Origin of the sequence: Pseudomonas viridiflava (assembly GCF_900184295.1) — a bacterium.
In the GTDB taxonomy this organism is placed as follows: Bacteria; Pseudomonadota; Gammaproteobacteria; order Pseudomonadales; family Pseudomonadaceae; genus Aquipseudomonas; species Aquipseudomonas viridiflava.
Window position 1 is genome coordinate 4,452,131 of the sequence record NZ_LT855380.1, and the last position, 23,710, is coordinate 4,475,840.

Here is a 23,710-nt window from a genome sequence, read left to right on the forward strand (position 1 = left end):
GATCCGGTATCGCTCAGCTCATCTTTTTGACGATCAGGCTGGAGCGGATCAAGGAAACTGCAGGAGGAGACATCTTGAATGCCGTATGTACCTAACGATCTTCTGTCCAGACACTTTCAAAGCAATGGCCTGGACCTGACCGGCAAGATTGAAGAACACATTCATCAGGTCGCCCCAGGCAGCCCCAATCTTGCGCTTTACCGAGACATGATGCTGACCGTGCTGCGCATGGCTCAGGATGATCGCAATCGCTGGAATGCCAAGATAACCCTGCAGACCCTGCGCGAGCTGGACAACGCCTTCCGAGTGCTTGAGCGATTCAAGGGTCGGCGCAAGGTAACAGTGTTCGGCTCGGCCCGAACGCCACTGGAACATCCTCTGTATGCGCAGGCCACGGACCTAGGCGCTAAACTGGCGCAGTCCGACATGATGGTGATCACCGGAGCAGGCGGCGGCATCATGGCTGCGGCTCATGCGGGAGCAGGCCTCAAGCACAGCCTGGGCTTCAACATCACCCTGCCCTTCGAGCAACATGCCAACGCAACGGTAGAGGGCACGGAAAACCTGCTGCCCTTCCACTTCTTCTTTACCCGCAAGCTGTTCTTCGTCAAGGAAGCCGACGCGCTGGTGCTGTGCCCGGGCGGTTTCGGCACGCTGGATGAAGCACTGGAAGTGCTCACGCTGGTTCAAACCGGGAAAAGCCCGCTGGTGCCTATCGTATTGCTGGATACGCCGGGCGGCAGCTTCTGGCAAAGCGCGCTGGACTTCATCAAGACGCAACTGGAAGACAATCACTACATTCTTCCCGCCGACATGAAGCTGATGCGCCTGGTGTATAGCACCGACGAAGCTGTGGATGAAATCAAACGGTTCTACAGCAACTACCACTCCAGCCGCTGGCTGAAGAGCAAGTTCGTGATTCGCATGCACCATGCGCTCAGCGAGCAGGCGCTTGCGCACATGCAGGAGACATTTGCCGACTTGTGTGTCAACGAGGGATTTCACCAGCACGGTTATCAGGGTGAGGAACACGATGAGGCTCAATTCAGCCATCTCACGCGGCTGGCTTTCACCTTTACCGGACGTAATCAGGGTCGGCTTCGAGAGCTGGTGGACTACATCAACTCGCCGGAGAACTGGTCGAAACCCTCGGGTGAACAACAGTCAGCGCATCAACGCGAACCGCTGAACGCCTGATATCAATCGTCCATGCCTCGGCCGCTCAACAGGCGGCCGATCATGTCCAGCGGATAGCCTCGGTAACTCAGGAAGCGACCCTGCTGAGCACGTTCACGCGCGTCAGCAGGCATGCGCCCGGCAAACTTGCGCTGCCAGGTTTCCTGAAGCTTTTCCTGCCAGTCAACGCCGCACTCTCTCAGCGCCTGCTCGATATCAGCACGCTGCAAGCCGCGTTGACTCAGCTCTTCACGGATACGCACAGGCCCGTAGCCCGAACGAGACCGATAGGAAACAAAGCTTTCAAGATAACGGGATTCAGAGAGCAGGCCTTCCTCGATCAGACGATCAAGAGCGGCTTCTATATGCTCAGGGGAGGCGCCGCGCTGACGCAGCTTTCGCGTCAGCTCGACTCGACCATGCTCGCGTCGCGCGAGCAGGTCCATTGCAGTTCGCCTGACGGCGACGGGTGTATCAAGCACGGCAGACATGGATATCAGCTATCGGCGTCTGCTTCAGCCATGTCGTCAGCCACTGCAGGCTCGCGGGAACCAACGGCTTTGGTATCAACGCCAGGCGTCAGCAGCTTGTCGCGAATCTGCTTCTCGAGGGCGTTACCGATTTCAGGGTTATCTGCCAGGAACTTGGCCGAGTTGGCCTTGCCCTGACCGATCTTGCTGCCCTGATAGCTGTACCAGGCACCGGACTTCTCGAGGAAACCATGCAGTACGGCCAGATCGATGATTTCGCCGTTGAGGTAGATGCCCTTGCCGTAAAGGATCTGGAACTCGGCCTGACGGAACGGCGGAGCCACCTTGTTCTTGACGACCTTGACGCGGGTCTCGCTGCCGACCACTTCGTCGCCTTCTTTCACAGCACCAGTACGACGGATGTCCAGACGTACCGAGGCGTAGAATTTCAGTGCGTTACCACCGGTGGTAGTTTCCGGGCTACCGAACATCACACCGATCTTCATACGGATCTGGTTGATGAAGATCACCAGGCAGTTGGCGTTCTTGATGTTACCGGTGATCTTGCGCAGCGCCTGAGACATCAGACGTGCCTGCAGACCCACGTGCATGTCACCCATCTCGCCTTCGATCTCGGCCTTCGGAACCAGAGCGGCAACGGAGTCGACCACGATCACGTCGATGGCGTTGGAGCGCACCAGCATGTCGGTGATTTCCAGAGCCTGTTCACCGGTGTCCGGCTGCGAGACCAACAGGTCGTCGACGTTGACGCCCAGCTTGCCTGCGTACTCGGGATCAAGTGCGTGTTCGGCATCGACGAATGCACAGGTCGCGCCCATTTTCTGGGCCTGAGCGATGACAGACAGTGTCAGCGTGGTTTTACCGGAAGACTCGGGACCGTAGATTTCAACGATCCGGCCTTTTGGCAGACCACCAATACCGAGTGCGATATCCAGACCGAGCGAACCGGTGGAAATCGCAGGAATCGCCTGACGATCATGGTCGCCCATGCGCATCACGGCACCTTTACCGAACTGACGCTCGATCTGACCCAAGGCCGCAGCCAAGGCTTTCTTCTTGTTGTCGTCCATTGAAGTCCTCACGTAATCAAATTCAATTAGGGCCTTCATGGCCACAACACCTGTATAAGTAGACAGTATTATTCCACAGGGATCGACGCTCGCCTACCCCTGTTTTGGCATTTCTCCGCATGCGAGCGCGATGAGCCCCTCCAGCGCGGCTTTTACCGTTTGTCGGCGCACCTGCTCGCGGTCGCCAGCGAACCAGCGGCGCTGAGCGATGAGCCTGTCACCGTCACCCCAGCAGATCCAGACCGTACCGACCGGCTTTTCGACCGAACCGCCGCCAGGCCCTGCCACGCCGCTGACCGCAACGCCGAACCTTGCACCGCTGTTGCGCTGAGCGCCGCGGGTCATGGCTTCGACGACAGCCTGGCTGACCGCGCCAACGCTGTCGAACAAGCCTTGCGGGACATCCAGCTGTCGCGTTTTCTGATTATTGGAATAAGTGACGTAGCCAGCCTCGAACCAGCCGGAGCTGCCGCCTGTACGCGTAATTGCTTCGGCGATGCCGCCGCCCGTGCAGGACTCGGCAGTCGTGACCTGCGCACCTATCGTTTGCAGAAGCTCGCCAAGCGAGGCGGAAAGCCGGGTTATGTCATCCACAGTATATTCCCGTTCAAATCTGCTGATCCTTGAAATCCGACCTGCTGAAACAAACGGCTTTATGGAAAGCCGCTTGCCCGATCATGTACGTTGCTTCTTTTTCGAAACAGGCTTTCTGACCGTTTCGACCGTCGTTTCCCTTGGCCTGCGTTTCGCCTCATCCAAGGGAATGAAGCGCCCGGTGACCGAATCCCTTGCTCGTTTAAGTGCCATATAAAAGTCCTTTTTCATAGCCACCACTCACAGACGGTGGTGGTTCCAGGAGTCTATACAGCAATCACGAAGCTGTGGGCTTGCGGAAACCCGGGGTCACGATTGAGCCTTCACCAAACCCGGGACTGCAGCCGCGCAACGTGCGTGATAACCTTGCGCCCATCGCAAACACTCGGCAGACATCCCTCGGTAAACGGAGGGATCACACGTCGCACCCCGAGGTTTACTCACTCTTCTCAAGAACTTGCCCAAACCACTGATGAATAAAGCAATTTCCGACCTCTCTTCGCACACTCCCATGATGCAGCAGTACTGGAAGCTGAAGAACCAGCATCTGGATCAGCTGATGTTCTATCGCATGGGTGACTTTTACGAGATCTTCTATGAAGACGCCAAAAAAGCCGCCAAGTTGCTGGATATTACGCTGACGGCACGCGGTCAGTCGGCGGGCCAGAGTATTCCCATGTGCGGCATCCCCTACCATGCGGCGGAAGGCTACCTGGCGAAGCTGGTGAAGCTGGGCGAATCGGTGGTGATCTGCGAGCAGATCGGTGATCCGGCGACCAGCAAGGGGCCGGTCGATCGTCAAGTCGTGCGCATCATCACGCCGGGTACCATCAGCGACGAAGCGCTGCTCGACGAGCGGCGCGACAACCTGATCGCCGCCGTGCTCGGCGACGAACGTCTGTTCGGTCTTGCCGTGCTGGACATCACCAGCGGCAACTTCAGCGTGCTCGAGATCAAAGGCTGGGAGAACCTGCTGGCCGAGCTCGAGCGCATCAATCCAGTCGAACTGCTCATCCCGGATGACTGGCCTCAGGGCCTGCCGGCTGAAAAACGTCGTGGTTCACGTCGTCGCGCCCCTTGGGATTTCGAGCGCGACTCGGCGCACAAAAGTCTGTGTCAGCAGTTCGCAACTCAGGACCTCAAGGGCTTTGGCTGTGAAATGCTGACCCTGGCGATCGGCGCGGCGGGCTGCCTGTTGAGCTATGCCAAGGAAACCCAGCGCACCGCCTTGCCGCACCTGCGCAGCCTGCGTCACGAGCGTCTGGACGATACCGTGATTCTGGACGGCGCGAGCCGCCGCAACCTTGAACTGGACACCAACCTGTCAGGCGGGCGCGACAACACGCTGCAATCGGTCATGGACCGCTGCCAGACAGCCATGGGCACGCGCCTGCTGACCCGCTGGCTGAATCGCCCGCTGCGCGACCTGACCATTCTGCAGGCGCGTCAGACGTCGATTACCTGCTTTCTGGAACGCTACCGTTTCGAAAACCTGCAGCCGCAACTGAAAGAAATCGGTGACATCGAGCGGATCCTGGCCCGTATCGGCCTGCGCAATGCGCGTCCTCGTGACCTGGCACGCCTGCGCGACGCCTTGAGCGCACTGCCCGAATTGCAACAGGCGATGAGCGAGCTGGAAGCGCCACACCTGCAACAACTGGCGCGCACCGCCAGCACTTACCCTGAGCTGGCTGACCTGCTGCAGCGGGCAATCATCGATAACCCGCCTGCGGTAATTCGTGATGGCGGCGTACTCAAGACCGGTTACGACGCCGAGCTGGACGAGCTGCAATCGCTGAGCGAGAACGCCGGCCAGTTCCTGATTGATCTGGAAGCACGCGAGAAGTCCCGAACCGGCCTGGCCAACCTGAAAGTCGGCTACAACCGGGTTCATGGCTACTTCATCGAGCTGCCCAGCAAACAGGCTGAACAGGCGCCCGCCGATTACATCCGCCGCCAGACCCTAAAGGGCGCCGAGCGCTTCATCACGCCGGAACTCAAGGAATTCGAAGACAAGGCGTTGTCGGCCAAAAGTCGCGCACTGGCTCGAGAGAAAATGCTTTACGAGGCATTGCTCGAAGACCTGATCGGCCATCTTGCCCCACTGCAGGATACGGCGTCGGCACTGGCCGAGCTGGACGTGCTGAGCAACCTTGCCGAACGCGCACTGAATCTGGATCTCAATTGCCCGCGCTTTGTGGCAGAGCCCTGCATGCGTATCGAGCAAGGTCGTCACCCGGTGGTCGAGCAGGTGTTGTCGACACCGTTCGTGGCCAACGATCTGGCACTGGATGACAGCACCCGCATGCTGGTCATCACCGGTCCGAACATGGGCGGTAAATCGACTTACATGCGCCAGACGGCGCTGATTGTCCTGCTGGCGCACATCGGTAGCTTCGTGCCCGCCGCTCAATGCGAACTGTCGCTTGTCGACCGGATATTCACCCGGATCGGCTCCAGCGATGACCTGGCGGGTGGGCGCTCGACGTTCATGGTGGAAATGAGCGAAACAGCCAATATTCTGCACAACGCGACCGACCGCAGCCTGGTGCTGATGGACGAAGTCGGCCGCGGGACCAGCACCTTCGATGGTCTGTCCCTCGCCTGGGCTGCGGCAGAATGCCTCGCCCAACTGCGCGCCTACACCCTGTTCGCCACGCACTATTTCGAGCTTACCGTTCTGCCAGAAAGCGAACCTCTGGTCAGCAACGTGCATCTGAACGCTACCGAGCACAACGAGCGGATCGTATTCCTGCACCGTGTCCTGCCAGGGCCTGCGAGCCAGAGCTACGGCCTGGCGGTCGCCCAGTTGGCGGGGGTTCCGGGCAAGGTCATTACGCGCGCCAAAGAGCATTTGCAGCGCCTGGAGACCACCAGCCTGCCTCACGAGCAGCCGCGCACCAAACCGGGCAAACAGGCAGCGCCGATGCAGAGCGATCTGTTTGCCAGCTTGCCGCACCCGGTGCTCGATGAACTGTCGAAGGTCAAGGTCGACGATCTCACACCGCGTCAGGCGCTGGATTTGCTATACACATTGCAAACTCGACTGTGACGTGAGCCGTTACATGCTGTTAGAATCCCGCGCGGTCTGGGATGCGCTCAGCTTTTAGCCTGGCTGAGCAGCCGTTCGAGCCGCGTGAAGACGCAGCGAACCAAGGGTGAGTGGCAGGCGATGCAGTCAAACTGCTTCAAGGCCTTCATCAAAAGCACGTGTTTTCATAGGGCCGGGAACCGTCCCGAACCTGGCAACCCTGTCTGGAAGGGCTCTGCCGCAGCCGCCTGAGGAGAGAATTAGAAATGACCTTCGTCGTCACCGACAACTGCATCAAGTGCAAGTACACCGACTGTGTGGAAGTCTGTCCGGTGGACTGCTTCTACGAGGGCCCGAACTTCCTGGTGATTCACCCGGACGAGTGCATCGACTGCGCACTGTGCGAGCCTGAGTGCCCTGCACAGGCCATTTTCTCCGAAGACGAGATTCCGGCCGGCATGGAAAACTTCATCGAGCTCAACGCAGAGCTTGCCGAGGTATGGCCGAATATCACAGAGAAAAAAGACGCACTGCCGGATGCGGCAGAGTGGGACGGCAAGCCAGGCAAGATTGCAGATCTGGAACGCTAGAATCCGGACTCAAAAAAGGCCCTCTTGAGGGCCTTTTTTCATTCTGAATGAGATGAAGCTACTGAGCTGATGAAGTCTCGATAAAAAAGGGGCGGTATGACCCGCCCACATTTTTTCCTGATCCCTGTAATCCCTTTTCATCATCCTGATGAATCGCCTCATGCGATGTCCCTGACCTTCATCCTTGAAAGCCTGTACCGGTCCGTTGGTACAGCCCTGATAGTAGAGATTTGGCGCAGCACGGCAACCGGCCAAGCGCGCCAAAATATTTCCGCTTCTGCCTGAATGGTTTTATAAACTCATAGGGATCAAGGGGTTAAGAGGAGCATCAATCAAATGTTTGGTAAATCTCACTTACAAAGCCTGGATAACCTACAGGTTGTGTACGCAATGACGTACATGGCATGTGTCTCATGGGGACGCTTTCGGGAACGGGGCTCCAGACTTTCGAGCAGTCTTTGAATGATGACGACCATATAAAAAGCCGACTTGAACAGGTTGCTCAGGTCGGCTCTTGTAACGCGGCTGGAGTTTTTTACTGGAAGAGCGATTCGCTCGAAAGACCGTTTTTCTCGAGGATTTCACGAAGACGCTTGAGGCCCTCGACCTGGATCTGTCGAACACGCTCACGCGTGAGTCCGATTTCCAGACCTACATCTTCAAGCGTGCTGCTTTCATGTCCCCGCAGTCCGAAACGGCGTATGACAACTTCGCGCTGCTTTTCGGTCAGCTCGCACAGCCACTGATCAATGCTTTGCGAAAGATCGACATCCTGCAGAAGCTCACAAGGGTCTGTGGGACGATCGTCCGTGAGCGTATCGAGCAACGTCTTGTCCGAATCCGGCCCAAGCGATACATCAACCGAAGATACCCGCTCGTTGAGACCCAGCATGCGCTTGACCTCGCCTACCGGTTTTTCCAGCAGGTTGGCGATCTCTTCAGGAGACGGTTCGTGGTCGAGCTTCTGAGTCAGCTCTCTGGCCGCACGCAAGTAGACGTTCAGTTCCTTGACGACATGAATCGGCAACCGGATGGTCCGGGTCTGATTCATAATGGCTCGTTCAATGGTCTGGCGAATCCACCACGTGGCGTAGGTAGAAAAACGGAAACCGCGTTCAGGATCGAATTTTTCGACAGCCCGGATCAGGCCCAGGTTGCCCTCTTCGATCAGATCAAGCAATGACAGACCACGATTGACGTAGCGTCGGGCGATTTTCACCACCAGCCGCAGATTGCTTTCAATCATGCGTTTGCGCCCAGCCGGATCCCCACGTTGCGACAAACGCGCAAAGTGAACTTCTTCTTCCGGAGACAACAGCGGAGAGAACCCTATTTCATTGAGATACAACTGGGTAGCGTCGAGCGCCCGAGTGTAATCAATATATTTGTGTTGTTTGAGCGATGACGACGGCTTGGCCTTCGCGCGACCCGAGGCGGCAGTAGACGGCTGCTTCTCGTTCGGCGATTGCTCCAGGACAATGCCAGCTTCCATGAGAAGCACGTCATCATCGATGTCAAACTCCGGCGCTTCGTTGCTAAGAGCCATTGTTATAGTCCTTTGGTGAGTTCGACCTCAAGCTCCAGCGACGCCTATATCCGTGGCAACGCTTGAGCCTGTTCCTTCTGCGTCAGGAACAGGCGGCAACAATCAACGACGTGGCAAAAATTCCAGTGGGTCTACAGGTTTACCTTGTCGGCGAATCTCAAAATGCAGTTTCACCCGGTCAGTTCCTGTTGACCCCATTTCGGCAATCGTCTGCCCAGCCTTGACCTGCTGTCCTTCCCGTACCAAAAGCCTGCGGTTGTGACCGTAGGCGCTGACGTAGGTATCGCTGTGTTTGATGATGATCAATTCGCCGTAGCCCCGTAATCCACTTCCGGCGTAAACAACTGAACCATCAGACGCTGCCAAAACAGGCTGTCCCAAATCACCGGCGATATCAATTCCTTTATTCAAACTACCGTTTGAAGAAAATTTTCCTATCAATATGCCACTCGAAGGCCAGGTCCAACCGCTGGGAGACTTGCCTGCAGGCCCCGTTGCAGTAGTTGCAGACGGCGGTATGACAACCGGTACAACCGCGACCGGCTTGGACATCACAGTCGTTTTCACCGATCCCGAATTGCTGGTCGTCGTTGAAGTACTGGTCACCGGACGACCCGATGCAGGTGCCGACGCTACGCTCTGCGTTGAAGAGGAGCGCCCGTCAAAGCGAATCGTCTGACCAGGTTTGATGGTGAACGGTTCGGGGATCTGGTTGCGGGCAGCCAGCGCTTTCCAGTCCCAGCCATAGCGGAACGCAATGGAAAACAGCGTATCGCCGCGTTTGACGACGTACTGACCGGTCGTGACCGTAGGACGCTGGGCCACAGCGTTGCCGTTGCGGTCGACCACGCGAACACCGCCTGAAGGCGAACTTGAGCAGCCGACCAAGAGGACACTGAGCGCAATGCCAATCAACAGACGCTGATAACTTCTCGAAGACCTGAGCTGCTGAATGACTGTGTGACTCACCCGCCACTCCCTTTACTGGTGACTGAATTCAAAGATGCCCATTGTGCCGCAAGAACGGCGGGCAGCCAGTGCTTAAAACGCATCAAAAACGGTGTAATGGAAGATCCGTCTCATGATTCGATGCAATTTTGCCATCGTTCTCATGAACAGACGGTTGTAGACCGATGACAGGCGCCAGAATTCACTCGTGACCTCTGGCGTTTTTCAGGCAAGAGGGCCGTTCAACAGCGGCACGAACCGCACGGCTCCCAATACGTGTCGGGAAAAGCCGTTTTCCTCTCGAATGATCAGCATCAATTGCTGGACCTCGCCCGCGCCGACCGGAATGACCAGCCGTCCACCGGGTGCCAGTTGATCAAGCAATGCCTGCGGCACGTCGGTGGCCACTGCCGTGACGATGATGCCATTGTATGGAGCCAGCGCCGGCCATCCTTCCCAGCCATCACCCCAGCGGAAAACCACGTTGCGCAGGTTGAGTTCCACCAGACGCTCCTTGGCACGGTCCTGCAGGACCTTGATGCGCTCGACCGAGAACACCCTCTCCACCAGTTGCGCCAGTACGGCAGTCTGGTAGCCCGAGCCGGTACCAATCTCCATCACCTTGTCCAGCGGCCCCGCCGCCAGCAGAAGCTCGCTCATGCGAGCCACCATGTAAGGCTGGGAAATCGTCTGGTTATGTCCGATGGGCAATGCAGTGTCTTCATAGGCGCGATGCGCCAGCGCTTCGTCGACGAACAGGTGACGTGGCGTCTTGCGGATCACATCCAGCACATGATTGTTCGACACACCTTCTTCGTACAGGCGTTGAATCAAGCGCTCGCGAGTACGTTGCGAGGTCATCCCGATCCCGCGACGTAACAGATCATCTTGCTCGCGTGACATCAGCGCAGTCCCTCCAGCCAGGTGTTCAGGCTGCTGAAACCATCCTGATAGGTACGGTCCAGTTGCAACGGCGTAATCGATACGTAGCCCTGCATGACCGCATGAAAGTCAGTCCCGGCGCCGCCATCCTCGGCATCGCCTGCGGCCGCTATCCAGTAACCGGCACGTCCGCGGGGATCAACGACCCTGATCGGCGCTGCGGCTCTGGCGCGATGGCCCAGCCTGGTCAATTGAATGCCGCGGATGTGCTCCAGCGGCAGATTCGGGATGTTCACGTTCAACACCGTACGCGGCGGAAGATCGAGTTGCTCGTGGGCCTCGACCAGCAGGCGTGCGTAATGCGCGGCCGTGGCGAGGTTGTCCGGCTGGCGCGACAGAAACGAGAAGGCGAACGACGGCCGTTGCAGAAAACGGCCTTCCAGTGCCGCGGCGACCGTACCTGAGTACAGCACATCATCGCCCAGGTTGGCGCCCAGATTGATCCCTGAAACCACCATGTCCGGTTCACGCTCCAACAGGCCGTTGAGCCCCAGATGCACGCAGTCGGTCGGCGTACCGTTCAGACTGATAAAACCATTGGCCAGCGTCTGCGGATGCAGAGGCCGGTCGAGTGTCAGCGAACTGCTGGCACCACTCTTGTCTTGATCGGGGGCAATCACCACGCATTCAGTGTAGTCCGCCAGCGCGCCATAGAGCGCCGCAAGGCCGGGCGCGCTGACCCCGTCATCGTTTGAAATCAGAATACGCATGGGCTGTCCGTCTGCCCAACCGGCACCAGATCGACAAGCTCGCGCACCAATACGGTGGCAAAGCATCCAGGCGGAAGGACGAATTCCAGTTGCAGAATGTCAGGCTCGGGATAATGCCACGTCAGCCGCCCAATGGGCAGCCGCAGGATGCGACGTTCGTGTTCCATTCCCGCCCTGATCAACCAGTCGCGAAGCGCCGGATGCTCAGCTGCGATAGCGTTTTCAAGCTCTGCAGTCTTGCCCAGCGCCGGAGAAGGACCTGCGCCCCACTGCGGGCCGGTCGGGTGCAGGTCCAGAATGGCCAGCCGCGGATCGCTGCACTCCTCGACACCCGCCGGGAAAAAGCTGCGGCTGTCGGTGAACGCCAGCAGATCACCGACCTGAGCGTGCTGCCAGTTGCCATCGGCAACGCGTGCGGCGAGAACCTGATTGAACAGGTAGCTGCGGGCCGTTGACAGTAGACGCGAGCGGACCGCGCGCTGCTCGGGCAGCGCCTGACGGGACGCGTAGTCGCGAGCCTCGCCCAGATTGCCACCCTGATAGCCGAAGCGCTGAGCGCCGAAGTAGTTGGGAATCCCGAGCCGGGCGATCGACTCGAGCCGCTGATTCAGCGCGTCCTTGTCAGCTGTCAATTGAGTCAGGCGCAAGGTGAAACCATTGGCTGCGTGCGCGCCACGCTGCAATTTGCGCTTGTGGCGGCTCATCTTGAGGATCTGCAGCGTCTCGTCCTGCGCGGCGGACAGATCGGGGTCGGCCTTGCCGGGCAACTGAATACTGAACCATTGACGGGTGAGCGCCTGACGGTCTTTCAAACCGGCATAGCTGACTGTACGCAATTGAACACCGGCAGCCCGGGCCAGACGGCGCGCGGCTTCCTCGGTATTGAGGCCACGTTTCTCGACCCACAGCCATAGATGCTCGCCATCGCCCGAAAGCGGAATATCGAGCACTTCATCGACCTGAAAATCTTCGGCGGTTGCCTTGAGAACAGCGTTTCCCAGTGCCTTGCCCCAAGCCGTCGGGCCCAACAATTCAAGTTCGGTCATGCGCGCAGCAACAACGCGACGGCATGCACAGCGATGCCTTCTTCGCGGCCGGTAAAGCCGAGTTTTTCAGTGGTGGTGGCCTTGACGTTGACCTGATCCAGTTCGACCTGCAGGTCTTCGGCAATCAGCGCGCGCATGGCGTCGATATGAGGTGCCATCTTTGGCGCCTGGGCGACGATGGTGGCATCGACGTTACCGACCTTCCAGCCCTTGGCCTGCACTTGCTTGAGCACGTGACGCAGCAGCACGCGGCTGTCCGCGCCCTTGAACTGCGGATCCGTGTCCGGAAAATGCTTGCCAATGTCGCCCAGCGCCGCAGCACCCAGCAGTGCGTCGCTCAGAGCGTGCAGCAAAACGTCGCCATCGGAGTGGGCCAGAAGACCGAAACCGTGCGCAATCCGCACGCCGCCCAAGGTGATGAAGTCGCCTTCAGCGAAACGGTGCACATCATAGCCGTGGCCAATACGCATAAAAAAACGCCCTGAAAAAAGTCAGGGCGTGATTCTACCTGCTTTGGCACGGCTTGGGTTTGTCAGAGACGCCGCGCATCAACAGGACGGCCAGTCAAACCCGCTCAGCTATCGAACAACGCGCTGGCATGATGGCGAAGGTGGTCTTCGATGAAGCTGGCGATGAAGAAATAGCTGTGGTCATAACCGGGCTGCATCCTCAGTGTCAGAGACTGCTGTGCCGATTTGGCGGCCTGAACCAGTGTCTCGGGCTTGAGCTGATTGACGAGAAAATCATCCCTGTCGCCCTGGTCCACCAGAATCGGCAGTTTTTCCGTCGCCTCGGCCATCAGCACGCTGGCGTCCCACTCGCGCCAGCGTGAACGGTCTTCGCCCAGATAACGGGAAAACGCTTTCTGCCCCCAAGGGCAATCCATCGGGTTGCTGATCGGCGAGAACGCCGAGATCGATTTGTAGCGACCCGGATTGCGCAAGGCACACACCAGCGCGCCGTGCCCGCCCATCGAATGACCGCTGATGCTGCGTGCCTGCGAAGCCGGGAAATGCGCTTCGATGAGCGCAGGTAGTTCAGTGACTACGTAATCATGCATCTGGTAATGACGGGCGTAGGGCTGTTCGGTGGCGTTGAGATAGAAGCCTGCGCCCAGACCGAAATCCCATGCACCATCCGGATCGCCCGGCACGTCGGGGCCACGCGGACTGGTGTCCGGCGCGACGATGATGATGCCCAGTTCGGCGGCCACTCGCTGGGCCGCTGCCTTCTGCATGAAATTCTCGTCGGTACAGGTCAGGCCGGACAGCCAATAAAGCACCGGCAGTTTGCTGCCCTGCTCTGCCTGCGGCGGCAGGTAGACGGCAAACACCATGTCGCAGCCCAGTACTTGAGAGTGATGCTTGTATCGCTTGTGCCAGCCGCCGAAGCTTTTCTGACAGGAAATGTTTTCCAGGCTCATGGTCGACTCCCAACGACAGGCAGCAGCCCTGATTGGCGCACGCTGCCCATCGTCACTGTTTAGAAGTGGATGACAGTACGAATGCTTTTGCCTTCGTGCATCAGGTCAAACGCCTTGTTGATGTCTTCCAGACCCATGGTGTGAGTGATGAAGGTGTCCAGCGGGATCTCACCGGTCTGAGCCATGTCGACATAGCTCGGCAACTCGGTACGACCCCGCACGCCGCCGAACGCCGAACCGCGCCAGACGCGACCGGTCACCAGCTGGAAAGGACGGGTGGAGATTTCCTGACCGGCGCCGGCCACGCCGATGACGACCGACTCGCCCCAGCCCTTGTGGCAGCACTCGAGTGCTGCACGCATCAGCTGCACGTTGCCGATGCACTCGAACGAGAAATCCACGCCGCCGTCGGTCATGTCGACGATGACTTCCTGAATCGGGCGATCAAAATCTTTCGGGTTCACGCATTCGGTGGCGCCCAACTGTTTGGCGATCTCGAACTTGGCCGGATTGATATCGATGGCGATGATCCGGGAAGCCTTGGCTTTCACCGCACCGATCACGGCCGACAGACCAATGCCGCCCAGGCCGAAGATGGCCACGGTGTCGCCGGGCTTGACCTTGGCGGTATTGAGCACCGCGCCGATACCGGTGGTGACGCCGCAACCGAGCAGGCAGACCTTCTCCAGCGGTGCCTGCCTGTCGATTTTGGCGACCGAGATTTCCGGCAGCACGGTGTATTCGGAGAAGGTCGAAGTGCCCATGTAATGGAAGATCGGCTCACCCTTGTAGGAGAAGCGAGTAGTGCCATCCGGCATCAAACCCTTGCCCTGCGTGGAGCGGATTGCCTGACACAGGTTGGTCTTGCCCGAGCGGCAGAATTTGCACTGGCGGCATTCTGGGGTGTAAAGCGGGATGACGTGATCACCGACCACGACAGAGGTGACACCCTCACCCACCGCTTCGACGATAGCCCCGCCTTCATGCCCCAGAATCGAAGGGAAGATCCCTTCAGGATCAGCACCGGATAGCGTGTAGGCGTCGGTATGGCAAACGCCGGACGCCACGACACGCAGCAGCACCTCGCCCGCCTTGGGCATGGCGACATCCACTTCCACGATTTCCAGTGGTTTCTTGGCCTCAAAGGCGACAGCAGCACGTGACTTGATCATCAATCTTCTCCGGCGAACTAAAACAAGGTGTGCAGTGTAGTACAGTGCCAAAAGGCGAGTAATAGAGCCAAAAGCAAAACATTAATGCTGTACAGGGATAATCGATGTACACCAATCGCTGGGAAGGCCTCGATGAGTTCGTTGCGGTGGCCGAATGTGGCCAGTTCACTGCGGCAGCGCAGCGTCTGGGGGTGTCCTCTTCACACGTCAGCCGTCAGATCGTCCGGCTTGAAGAACGGCTGCAGACTCGCCTGCTGTACCGCAGCACACGCAAGGTGGCGTTGACTGAAGCCGGTCAGACGTTCCTGCATCATTGCCAGCGTCTGCAGGATGGACGCGAAGAAGCACTGCGCGCGGTGGGCGACCTCACCAGTGAACCCAAGGGACTGTTGCGCATGACCTGCGCCGTGGCTTACGGCGAGCGTTTCATCACGCCACTGGTGACTCGCTTCATGGACGTTTATCCGCATCTGCGGGTCGACATCGAGTTGAGCAACGACACACTCGATCTGGTCCACGAAGGCATGGACCTGGCGATACGGCTGGGACGCCTGCAGGACTCACGCATGGTGGCCACGCGCCTTGCACCCCGCCAGATGTACCTGTGCGCAGCACCGTCCTACATCGCACGCTACGGCCGTCCTCACAGCCTGTCGGAACTGAGTCGCCACAACTGCCTGATCGGCGGCAGCGATACCTGGTTGCTGCAACAGAACGGCCGGGAGTTCTCTCAGCGCGTGCAGGGCAATTGGCGGTGCAACAGCGGCCAGGCTGTACTCGATGCGGCGTTGCACGGCGTGGGTCTGTGCCAGCTTCCGGATTATTACGTGCAGAAACACCTTAAGAGTGGCGCGCTGATTTCGTTGCTGGAGATGCATCAGCCGCCCAACACGGCTGTCTGGGCGCTGTATCCACAGCAACGCCACCTTTCGCCCAAGGTGCGCAAACTGGTGGACTATTTGAAGGAAGGTTTGTTGATGCGAGACGAATACCGGCAGTAGCCGGTGAGCCTCTCAGCGACCGAACTCACCCCGACGCAAACGCAGCCATTCGAGGTCTTCAGGTCGGGTGACCTTGATGTTGTCGGATCGTCCTTCGATCAGACGCGGCGACTGACCCGCCCACTCGATGGCTGAAGCCTCATCCGTGATGCTGACATCTGAGACCAGACTGTCCGCCAGCGCGCGATGGAGCGCCCCAAGGCGGAACATCTGCGGCGTATAGGCCTGCCATATCATGCTGCGATCAACGGTTTCAGTTACGCGACCATGGCTGTCAGCGCGTTTAAGCGTGTCTCGCGCCGGAACGGCCAGCAGGCCTCCGACCGGATCATCCGCCAGTTCGCTGAGCAGGTTGTCCAGGTCGCTACGGGCCAGATTCGGACGCGCCGCGTCGTGAACCAGCACCCAGTCATCATCACTGGCGCCCTGCGCATGCAGATGCAGCAAAGCGTTGAGTACCGAACCTGAGCGCTCCTTGCCACCGTCCACCCGCTGGATCCGGGAATCCAGCGCACAGGGCAAAGCGGGCCAGTAAGGGTCGTCCACGGCAAGGCTGATCACCAGACCCTTGAGACGGGGGTGATCCAGAAAACTTAACAGGCTGTGTTCGAGAATGGTCAGGCTGCCCAGTTGCAGGTACTGCTTGGGCCGATCTGCTGCCATGCGGGCGCCAATGCCCGCTGCAGGTATCACCGCCCAGAAGGCAGGGAGAAAGTCTTTCATGACACCTACTTTTTATTATTGCGCGAGCTGATAGAGGGTCTCGCCGTCCTTGACCATGCCCAGCTCATGGCGTGCACGTTCCTCGACGGTTTCAAGCCCTTTCTTCAATTCCATGACTTCAGCATCCAGCACGCGATTGCGCTCCAGCAACACCTGATTCTCGGCATGCTGATCCGCGATCTGCTGGTTCAGGCTGGCCACTTGCGCAAGGCTGCCATTACCCACCCACAGGCGATATTGCAGACCGGCAAGCAACAAAAGCAGGATGAGGAACAACCAGTTAGGACTGCGCATTGAAATATCAGGTACCCAGTAGAAAAGACGGCAGAGCCAACACAACAAACAAATGACTGAGGGCATTGAGCCTGACATAAGCCAGGCTCAATCACTCCAGGTTACAGCGGAGCGTCAGCATCGGCAGGGCGGGCGAAACCGGATGAACCGTTTTTCCCGCAACGCCCTGCGTCTTTTACCATCTATGGATCAACCGCGAAACTCGGCGCGGCCGTTATAAACGGCTTTCGAACCCAGTTGCTCTTCGATACGCAGCAGCTGGTTGTACTTGGATACACGATCGGAACGGCACAGCGAACCGGTCTTGATCTGGCCGGCAGACGTGCCCACGGCCAGATCGGCAATGGTCGAATCTTCGGTTTCACCGGAACGGTGCGAGATCACGGCAGTGTAACCGGCAGCCTTGGCCATCTGAATGGCTTCCAGCGTTTCGGTCAGTGTACCGATCTGGTTGAACTTGATCAGGATCGAGTTGGCGATCTTCTTGTCGATGCCTTCCTTCAGGATCTTGGTGTTGGTCACGAACAGGTCGTCACCCACCAGCTGGATCTTGTCGCCGATCTTGTCGGTGAGAATCTTCCAGCCTGCCCAGTCGGATTCGTCCAGACCGTCTTCGATGGAGATGATCGGGTGCTTGCTGACCAGATCAGCCAGATAGTCGGCGAAACCGGCAGAATCGTATTCGCCTTCTTCGCTGAGCTTGTACTTGCCGTCCTTGTAGAACTCGCTGGCCGCGCAATCCAGGGCCAGGGTCACATCGGTGCCCAGCTTGTAACCGGCGTTGGAAACGGCTTCGGCGATGGCGCTGAGCGCTTCTTCGTTGGAGGCCAGGTTAGGCGCAAAACCACCTTCGTCACCCACGGCGGTGTTCAGGCCACGGGCCTTCAGTACAGCCTTGAGGTGGTGAAAAATCTCGGTCCCCCAACGCAGGCCTTCAGCGAACGACTTGGCGCCCACCGGCTGAACCATGAATTCCTGAATGTCGATGTTGTTATCGGCGTGCTCGCCACCGTTGATGATGTTCATCATCGGGACTGGCATCGAGTAGACGCCCGGCGTGCCGTTCAGATTGGCGATGTGCGCGTACAGCGGCAGATCCTGATCCTGGGCAGCGGCCTTGGCGGCAGCCAGGGATACAGCGAGGATCGCGTTGGCGCCCAGGCTTGCCTTGTTCTCGGTCGCGTCCAGCGCGATCATCGCGTGGTCCAGCGCCTTCTGGTCTACCGGGTCCTTGCCCAGCAGCAGGTCGCGGATCGGACCGTTGATGTTGGCGACTGCCTTCAGAACGCCCTTGCCCATGTAACGGCTCTTGTCGCCATCACGCAGCTCCAGCGCTTCGCGCGAGCCGGTTGAAGCACCGGACGGCGCGCAGGCGCTGCCAATGATGCCGTTATCGAGGAGCACATCTGCTTCCACGGTGGGATTGCCACGGGAGTCGAGAACTTCACGACCTTTGATGTCGACGATTTTTGCCATTGTTGTAAACACTCCAAGATTGACGAAAACGACGCAGCTGGGAAACGATGTTCGCAATCAGACGCAAAAAACGGCAGGCCTGAATGCGACAACCCCGTCACGAATGACGGGGAACGGCACTTTACCGGAGAACCCTGCTCAAGCGGTCTCTACGATCGGAAAACTTTTCACAAGTTCATCCAGCGACTTGAGCTGAGCCAGGAAGGGCTCCAGCTTGTCCAGGCGCAATGCGCAGGGACCGTCGCATTTGGCGTTGTCAGGATCCGGGTGGGCCTCGAGGAACAGACCGGCCAGATTCTGGCTGATACCGGCCTTGGCCAGGTCAAGCACTTGAGCGCGGCGACCGCCGGCGGAATCGGAGCGACCACCCGGCATTTGCAACGCGTGGGTCACGTCGAAAAGGATCGGGTACTCGAACTGCTTCATGATGCCGAAGCCGAGCATGTCCACCACCAGGTTGTTGTAACCGAAGCTGGAACCGCGCTCGCACAGGATCAACTGATCGTTCCCGGCTTCTTCGCACTTGGTCAGGATGTGCTTCATTTCCTGAGGCGCGAGAAACTGGGCCTTCTTGATGTTGATGACAGCACCGGTCTTCGCCATCGCGACCACCAGGTCGGTCTGGCGAGACAGGAAAGCCGGCAGCTGGATGATGTCGCACACTTCGGCAACGACAGCAGCCTGCTCGGGCTCATGCACATCAGTGATCAACGGCACGTTGAAGGTGCGCTTGATCTCTTCGAAAATGCGCATGCCCTCTTCCAGTCCGGGACCACGGTAGGAAGTCACCGAGGAACGGTTGGCCTTGTCGAAGCTGGCCTTGAACACGTAAGGAATAACGAGCTTTTCGGTGACCCGCACATATTCTTCGCAGACCTGCATGGCCATGTCGCGGGACTCCAGCACGTTCATGCCACCGAACAGAACCATTGGTTTGTCGTTGGCGATCTCGATGGAGCCTACGCGGATGATTTTCTGAGCCATGTGCTTATCTTCCCTGTCAGGCGTTCTTTTGACGTTGAGCCAGTGCGGCTTTCACGAAACCGCTGAACAGCGGGTGACCGTCGCGCGGCGTCGAGGTGAACTCCGGGTGGAACTGGCAAGCCACGAACCATGGATGATCAGGCGCTTCGACCACTTCGACCAGCGCACCGTCGCCGGAGCGACCGGAAATCTTGAGGCCGGCTTCGATCAACTGCGGCAGCAGGTTATTGTTCACTTCGTAGCGATGGCGATGACGCTCGACGATCACGTCATTCTGGTAGCAATCGTGAACCAGCGAGCCCGATTCCAACTGGCATTCCTGTGCGCCGAGACGCATGGTGCCACCCAGATCGGAGCTCTCGGTGCGGGTTTCCACAGCGCCGGTCGCGTCTTCCCACTCGGTGATCAGACCCACGACAGCGTGCGCGCTGGTGCGGTCGAATTCGGTGGAGTTGGCGTCTTTCCAGCCCAGCACGTTACGGGCGAACTCGATGACCGCCACTTGCATGCCCAGGCAGATACCCAGGTACGGAACCTTGTTTTCACGAGCGAACTGAACGGCTGTGATCTTGCCTTCAACGCCGCGCAGCCCGAAACCGCCCGGAACCAGAATCGCGTCCACGCCTTCGAGCAGGCCAGTGCCCTGATTCTCGATGTCTTCGGAATCGATGTAGCGCAGGTTGACCTTCGTGCGGTTGGTGATACCGGCGTGGCTCATGGCTTCGATCAACGACTTATAGGCGTCGAGCAGTTCCATGTACTTGCCGACCATCGCGATGGTGACTTCGTGTTCAGGGTTGAGCTTGGCATCGACGACCTTGTCCCACTCGGACAGATCGGCGCCGCCACACTGAAGACCGAAACGCTCGACAACGAAATCGTCCAGGCCCTGCGAATGCAGGATGCCAGGGATCTTGTAGATGGTGTCGGCGTCTTCCAGCGCAATGACTGCGCGCTCTTCAACGTTGGTGAACTGGGCGATCTTGCGCCGCGACGAAGTGTCGATCGGGTGATCGGAGCGGCAGACCAGGACATCAGGCTGCAGGCCGATGGAACGCAGTTCCTTGACGGAGTGCTGGGTCGGCTTGGTCTTGGTTTCACCGGCGGTGGCGATGTACGGCACCAGTGTCAGGTGCATCAGCATCGCGCGGCGTGCGCCGACTTCGAAACGCAGCTGACGAATGGCTTCGAGGAACGGTTGCGACTCGATGTCGCCGACCGTGCCGCCGATTTCGACCAATGCCACGTCGGCATCGCCTGCACCCTTGATGATGCGGCGCTTGATCTCGTCGGTGATGTGCGGAATGACCTGAATGGTCGCGCCCAGATAATCACCACGGCGCTCTTTGCGCAGGACGTGTTCGTACACACGGCCAGTGGTGAAGTTGTTGTTCTGGGTCATGGTAGTGCGGATGAACCGCTCGTAGTGACCCAGGTCCAGGTCGGTTTCAGCGCCGTCGTGAGTGACGAACACTTCACCGTGCTGGAACGGGCTCATTGTGCCTGGGTCCACGTTGATGTAGGGATCCAGTTTGAGCATGGTGACTTTAAGCCCCCTCGCCTCCAGGATGGCCGCCAATGAAGCCGAGGCAATGCCTTTCCCCAATGAAGAAACAACACCGCCCGTGACGAAGATGTAGCGCGTCATGAAAAACCCTAGAAGTCTGCGTTAAAGCGGTCAGAGCCGCCGGGGAAAGCGAAGGAAGGCCGAAGCCCCCGATTACCGACAAAATTCACGGTGCACTCCCGAAACTGCTGCGTTGAAACCGACCGGCCGAAAGCCTGCCTATTACGCGCTACATTTTAAGAAATCGCCCCGTAAATACGGGTTGGTAACCGGCAACTTGTGTTGTTTCAAAAGAACCAACAGAAGCTGTATCAAGAAGGGAGCGTAGTCTACCTGAAAGGCCCTTTCAGCTCAAACTTTGGTCGCTGGTCGGTGCTGCCCAGCGCAATTGCCAGCTTCCATTGGGTGAAGCGTCCAGTCCAGCCAGCCCGGCGACTGCCAGCAGCTGGTCATCGCAGTACAGCAGCGGCAATCTGCCGCGGACGAACGTAGGCACACCGTGCTCGTTGAACAGGCGCTTGAGATCGCGATGACCTCGCCGTGCCACTTGCATGACTTCGGATCCCTGACGATAACGCACCTCGAGCGGCCCTTGCGGCGCGTCGCCCTGTATCGAGATACGCCCGTTACCGGGAAGGCTCAACGGCTGGTGAGGATCAGGCCAGGTGAATACGCCTTCGACGGGGCGAAGCCAGGGCCGGGGCAGCCACCAGATATGCCTCTGAGTACGATGCAGTTCTCCATCGGCCAATCGCCAGACCGGCTGCGCACCCTCCCCCGCGTCGCGCAAGGTGTCCCAGCCCGCCCAGTGATCGGTATCAGGCAAGCGGGTCAGTGGCGCGAGCCAGTGACGCAGCGCGTTGCGTTGGCGAGTCGCGGACAAACCTGCAAGAGGCCCGATAGCCAGCACGGGAAGGCCGAGCCGGACAAAAGACGTAGTGGCTTGAGAGGCGGCCAGATCCTGCTCGGCAAGCTCGCCAAGGAGTTCCTGGGCTTCACCGAGATGACGGGCCGTGCGCGCCATGCTGGAAACAGCCTGCGGCCATCTGGAGGTCAGCAACGGCATCACCTGTGCGCGCAGGAAATTACGGGAAAAGCGGACATTGTCGTTGCTGGGGTCTTCGATCCAGTCAAGGCCGTGCTCGCGGACATAGCCTTCGAGTTCGCCACGCGAACAGTCAAGCAATGGCCTGACCAGATGCCCTTTTCCGAGCGCACGAGACTCCGGCATCGCCGCAAGCCCTCGAACACCTGCACCGCGCATCAGACGAAACAGCAATGTTTCAGCCTGATCGTCGCGGTGCTGCCCCGTCAGCAACACCTCACCCTCGCCCACCTGCGCCGAGAACGCTGCATACCGAGCCTCGCGTGCTGCCTGCTCGAGGCTGGCGCCTGACTCCACATTCACCCTGATCATCTGCAGCGGCATATCGAGCGCCTGACAGACCTGCCGACAATGCTCAGGCCAGTCATCGGCAGCAGCCTGCAGACCGTGATGAACATGAATCGCTTTCAAAGCGGGCAAACGTTCGCGCCTGGCCAGCTCAGCCAGAAGATGCATCAGTACAGTGGAATCGAGACCGCCGGAGAAACCGACGTGCCAGACAGGCGCATCGCGCCAGGGCGCCAGGGCTTGGAGCAGCCTGGCGGGGAGATCATGACCGCTATGGCTTGAATGGGTCATTGATAAGGCCATTAGACAAGTGTTGCTACAAACAGGAGACAGGTTGCGCTACCAAGGCCAACGCCAAATCCCTGAAGCGACAAAACTGTGGGAGGCGCCTCCCACAGTTTTGCGTTTTCCTTGAGAGGTGCCGCGTCAGCAACACAGCGCCCTCTCCACGATCACCTTACAAGCCGTAGCTCATCAGACGATCGTAACGACGGGCCAGCAGCGCGTCGTTGTCGAACTTCTTGAGCATTGCCAACTGGCTGCTCAGCTCTTCACGAATCGAAGCCGAGGCCGCAACCGGGTCACGGTGCGCGCCGCCCAATGGCTCGGTGATCACCTTGTCGACGATGCCCAGGCCTTTCAGGCGCTCGGCGGTAATACCCATGGCTTCGGCGGCATCCGGCGCTTTCTCGGCGGTTTTCCACAGAATCGATGCGCAACCTTCCGGCGAGATCACCGCGTAAGTCGAGTATTGCAGCATGTTCAACTGGTCGCACACGCCGATGGCCAATGCGCCGCCCGAGCCGCCTTCGCCGATGACCGTGGCGATGATCGGGGTTTTCAGACGCGCCATGACACGCAGGTTCCAGGCAATCGCTTCACTCTGGTTGCGCTCTTCAGCGTCAATGCCAGGGTAGGCGCCCGGTGTGTCGATGAAGGTCAGGATCGGCATTTTGAAACGCTCGGCCATTTCCATCAGACGGCAGGCCTTGCGATAGCCTTCAGGACGCGGCATGCCGAAGTTACGACGTACCTTTTCGCGCACTTCACGACCTTTCTGATGACCGATCACCATCACAGGCTGACCTTCCAGACGCGCAACGCCGCCCACGATCGCCGCGTCGTCGGAGAAGTGACGATCACCGTGCAGCTCATCGAACTCGGTGAAAATGTTCTGGATGTAATCCAGTGTGTACGGGCGACGGGGATGACGCGCCATGCGCGCAATCTGCCAGCTGGTCAGGTTGCCGAAGATACTTTCGGTCAGAGTCCTGCTCTTGTCCTGCAACCGGGAGATCTCGTCACCGATGTTCAGCGAGTTATCGTTGCCCACCAGGCGCAGTTCTTCGATTTTGGCTTGCAAGTCAGCGATAGGCTGTTCGAAATCCAGAAAATTCGGGTTCATAGGCATCCGTCTTGGGTCGACGGCCAAGAGGCCGGCCGGTTGATCCGTCTGCGCCTTTCCCTCAGGGAACAGGCGCGGTCAGGTCGAAATTAAAATTCAGGGCTGAGCGCAGATCTAGCCTGCGGCCT

General features: G+C 58.8%; 23 protein-coding genes. 5 read left to right on the forward strand and 18 right to left on the reverse strand.

Annotation, left to right across the window (positions count from 1 at the left end):
- Positions 1-78 precede the first annotated feature (78 nt).
- Entirely contained in the window at positions 79-1,197 is a 1,119-nt protein-coding gene (locus tag CFBP1590_RS19965) for an LOG family protein (protein WP_029241695.1), read from the forward strand.
- A 2-nt stretch (positions 1,198-1,199) separates the two neighbouring features.
- On the opposite strand, the gene recX is transcribed toward CFBP1590_RS19965, so the two are convergent.
- From recX to CFBP1590_RS19980, 3 genes are all read right to left on the reverse strand, one after another.
- Positions 1,200-1,667 (reverse strand): recombination regulator RecX, encoded by a 468-nt coding sequence (gene recX / locus CFBP1590_RS19970; RefSeq protein ID WP_029241696.1) that lies wholly within the window; start codon positions 1,665-1,667, stop codon positions 1,200-1,202.
- Positions 1,668-1,672: 5 nt separating this feature from the next.
- Positions 1,673-2,737 (reverse strand): recombinase RecA, encoded by a 1,065-nt coding sequence (gene recA, locus CFBP1590_RS19975; protein WP_004879084.1) that lies wholly within the window; start codon positions 2,735-2,737, stop codon positions 1,673-1,675.
- Positions 2,738-2,830: 93 nt separating this feature from the next.
- Complete coding sequence (locus CFBP1590_RS19980) at positions 2,831-3,331, reverse strand: CinA family protein (protein WP_088235790.1); 501 nt, start codon at positions 3,329-3,331, stop codon at positions 2,831-2,833.
- Between CFBP1590_RS19980 and CFBP1590_RS27905 the strand changes: the two genes are divergently transcribed.
- The 3 genes from CFBP1590_RS27905 to fdxA all read left to right on the forward strand — a co-directional run bounded on the left by CFBP1590_RS27905 (position 3,321) and on the right by fdxA (position 6,952).
- On the forward strand, positions 3,321-3,548 hold the full coding sequence (locus CFBP1590_RS27905) for a hypothetical protein (RefSeq protein ID WP_163005784.1): 228 nt from the start codon (positions 3,321-3,323) through the stop codon (positions 3,546-3,548). The genes CFBP1590_RS19980 and CFBP1590_RS27905 overlap by 11 nt on opposite strands.
- A 267-nt stretch (positions 3,549-3,815) precedes the next feature.
- Positions 3,816-6,383 (forward strand): DNA mismatch repair protein MutS, encoded by a 2,568-nt coding sequence (gene mutS / locus CFBP1590_RS19985; protein ID WP_162864236.1) that lies wholly within the window; start codon positions 3,816-3,818, stop codon positions 6,381-6,383.
- A gap of 245 nt (positions 6,384-6,628) precedes the next feature.
- A complete protein-coding gene (fdxA, locus tag CFBP1590_RS19990; RefSeq protein WP_029241699.1) occupies positions 6,629-6,952 on the forward strand; it encodes a ferredoxin FdxA in 324 nt (107 codons plus the stop codon).
- 535 nt (positions 6,953-7,487) lie between these two features.
- Here fdxA and rpoS read toward each other — a convergent pair.
- From rpoS to CFBP1590_RS20030, 8 genes are all read right to left on the reverse strand, one after another.
- The gene (gene rpoS / locus CFBP1590_RS19995; protein ID WP_004879076.1) at positions 7,488-8,498 is read right to left on the reverse strand and encodes an RNA polymerase sigma factor RpoS; all 1,011 of its coding nucleotides are present in this window, start codon (positions 8,496-8,498) and stop codon (positions 7,488-7,490) included.
- A 102-nt stretch (positions 8,499-8,600) separates the two neighbouring features.
- On the reverse strand, positions 8,601-9,467 hold the full coding sequence (locus CFBP1590_RS20000) for a peptidoglycan DD-metalloendopeptidase family protein (RefSeq protein ID WP_004879073.1): 867 nt from the start codon (positions 9,465-9,467) through the stop codon (positions 8,601-8,603).
- A gap of 204 nt (positions 9,468-9,671) precedes the next feature.
- The gene (locus tag CFBP1590_RS20005; RefSeq protein WP_004879071.1) at positions 9,672-10,307 is read right to left on the reverse strand and encodes a protein-L-isoaspartate(D-aspartate) O-methyltransferase; all 636 of its coding nucleotides are present in this window, start codon (positions 10,305-10,307) and stop codon (positions 9,672-9,674) included.
- 41 nt (positions 10,308-10,348) lie between these two features.
- Positions 10,349-11,098 (reverse strand): 5'/3'-nucleotidase SurE, encoded by a 750-nt coding sequence (gene surE, locus CFBP1590_RS20010; RefSeq protein WP_004879068.1) that lies wholly within the window; start codon positions 11,096-11,098, stop codon positions 10,349-10,351.
- Entirely contained in the window at positions 11,086-12,144 is a 1,059-nt protein-coding gene (gene truD / locus CFBP1590_RS20015; RefSeq protein ID WP_088235792.1) for a tRNA pseudouridine(13) synthase TruD, read from the reverse strand. Before truD ends, surE begins: the two co-directional genes overlap by 13 nt.
- Positions 12,141-12,614, reverse strand: coding sequence for a 2-C-methyl-D-erythritol 2,4-cyclodiphosphate synthase (ispF, locus tag CFBP1590_RS20020; protein ID WP_004879063.1), 474 nt, complete (start codon positions 12,612-12,614; stop codon positions 12,141-12,143). The genes truD and ispF overlap by 4 nt, the downstream gene beginning before the upstream one ends.
- A 104-nt stretch (positions 12,615-12,718) precedes the next feature.
- Entirely contained in the window at positions 12,719-13,567 is an 849-nt protein-coding gene (fghA, locus tag CFBP1590_RS20025) for an S-formylglutathione hydrolase (RefSeq protein ID WP_088235793.1), read from the reverse strand.
- A gap of 59 nt (positions 13,568-13,626) precedes the next feature.
- Complete coding sequence (locus CFBP1590_RS20030) at positions 13,627-14,739, reverse strand: S-(hydroxymethyl)glutathione dehydrogenase/class III alcohol dehydrogenase (RefSeq protein ID WP_043305394.1); 1,113 nt, start codon at positions 14,737-14,739, stop codon at positions 13,627-13,629.
- Between the two features lie 104 nt (positions 14,740-14,843).
- On the opposite strand from CFBP1590_RS20030, the gene CFBP1590_RS20035 reads away from it, so the two are divergent.
- Complete coding sequence (locus CFBP1590_RS20035; RefSeq protein WP_025994477.1) at positions 14,844-15,740, forward strand: LysR family transcriptional regulator; 897 nt, start codon at positions 14,844-14,846, stop codon at positions 15,738-15,740.
- A gap of 12 nt (positions 15,741-15,752) precedes the next feature.
- Here CFBP1590_RS20035 and ispD read toward each other — a convergent pair whose 3' ends face one another.
- The 7 genes from ispD to CFBP1590_RS20070 form a co-directional block, all read right to left on the reverse strand.
- Entirely contained in the window at positions 15,753-16,463 is a 711-nt protein-coding gene (ispD, locus tag CFBP1590_RS20040) for a 2-C-methyl-D-erythritol 4-phosphate cytidylyltransferase (protein ID WP_025994478.1), read from the reverse strand.
- Between the two features lie 15 nt (positions 16,464-16,478).
- Entirely contained in the window at positions 16,479-16,757 is a 279-nt protein-coding gene (gene ftsB, locus CFBP1590_RS20045) for a cell division protein FtsB (protein WP_004879054.1), read from the reverse strand.
- A 189-nt stretch (positions 16,758-16,946) separates the two neighbouring features.
- The gene (eno, locus tag CFBP1590_RS20050; RefSeq protein WP_004879053.1) at positions 16,947-18,233 is read right to left on the reverse strand and encodes a phosphopyruvate hydratase; all 1,287 of its coding nucleotides are present in this window, start codon (positions 18,231-18,233) and stop codon (positions 16,947-16,949) included.
- A 138-nt stretch (positions 18,234-18,371) separates the two neighbouring features.
- Positions 18,372-19,217 carry a 3-deoxy-8-phosphooctulonate synthase gene (kdsA, locus tag CFBP1590_RS20055; protein ID WP_088235794.1) on the reverse strand — a complete coding sequence of 282 codons (846 nt, stop codon included), beginning with the start codon at positions 19,215-19,217 and terminating at the stop codon, positions 18,372-18,374.
- Positions 19,218-19,233: 16 nt separating this feature from the next.
- Complete coding sequence (pyrG, locus tag CFBP1590_RS20060) at positions 19,234-20,865, reverse strand: CTP synthase (RefSeq protein WP_004879049.1); 1,632 nt, start codon at positions 20,863-20,865, stop codon at positions 19,234-19,236.
- Positions 20,866-21,130: 265 nt separating this feature from the next.
- A complete protein-coding gene (gene tilS / locus CFBP1590_RS20065; RefSeq protein ID WP_088235795.1) occupies positions 21,131-22,468 on the reverse strand; it encodes a tRNA lysidine(34) synthetase TilS in 1,338 nt (445 codons plus the stop codon).
- 166 nt (positions 22,469-22,634) lie between these two features.
- Positions 22,635-23,582, reverse strand: a complete 948-nt coding sequence (locus tag CFBP1590_RS20070; protein ID WP_004879043.1) for an acetyl-CoA carboxylase carboxyltransferase subunit alpha — start codon at positions 23,580-23,582, stop codon at positions 22,635-22,637.
- Positions 23,583-23,710: the final 128 nt, after the last annotated feature.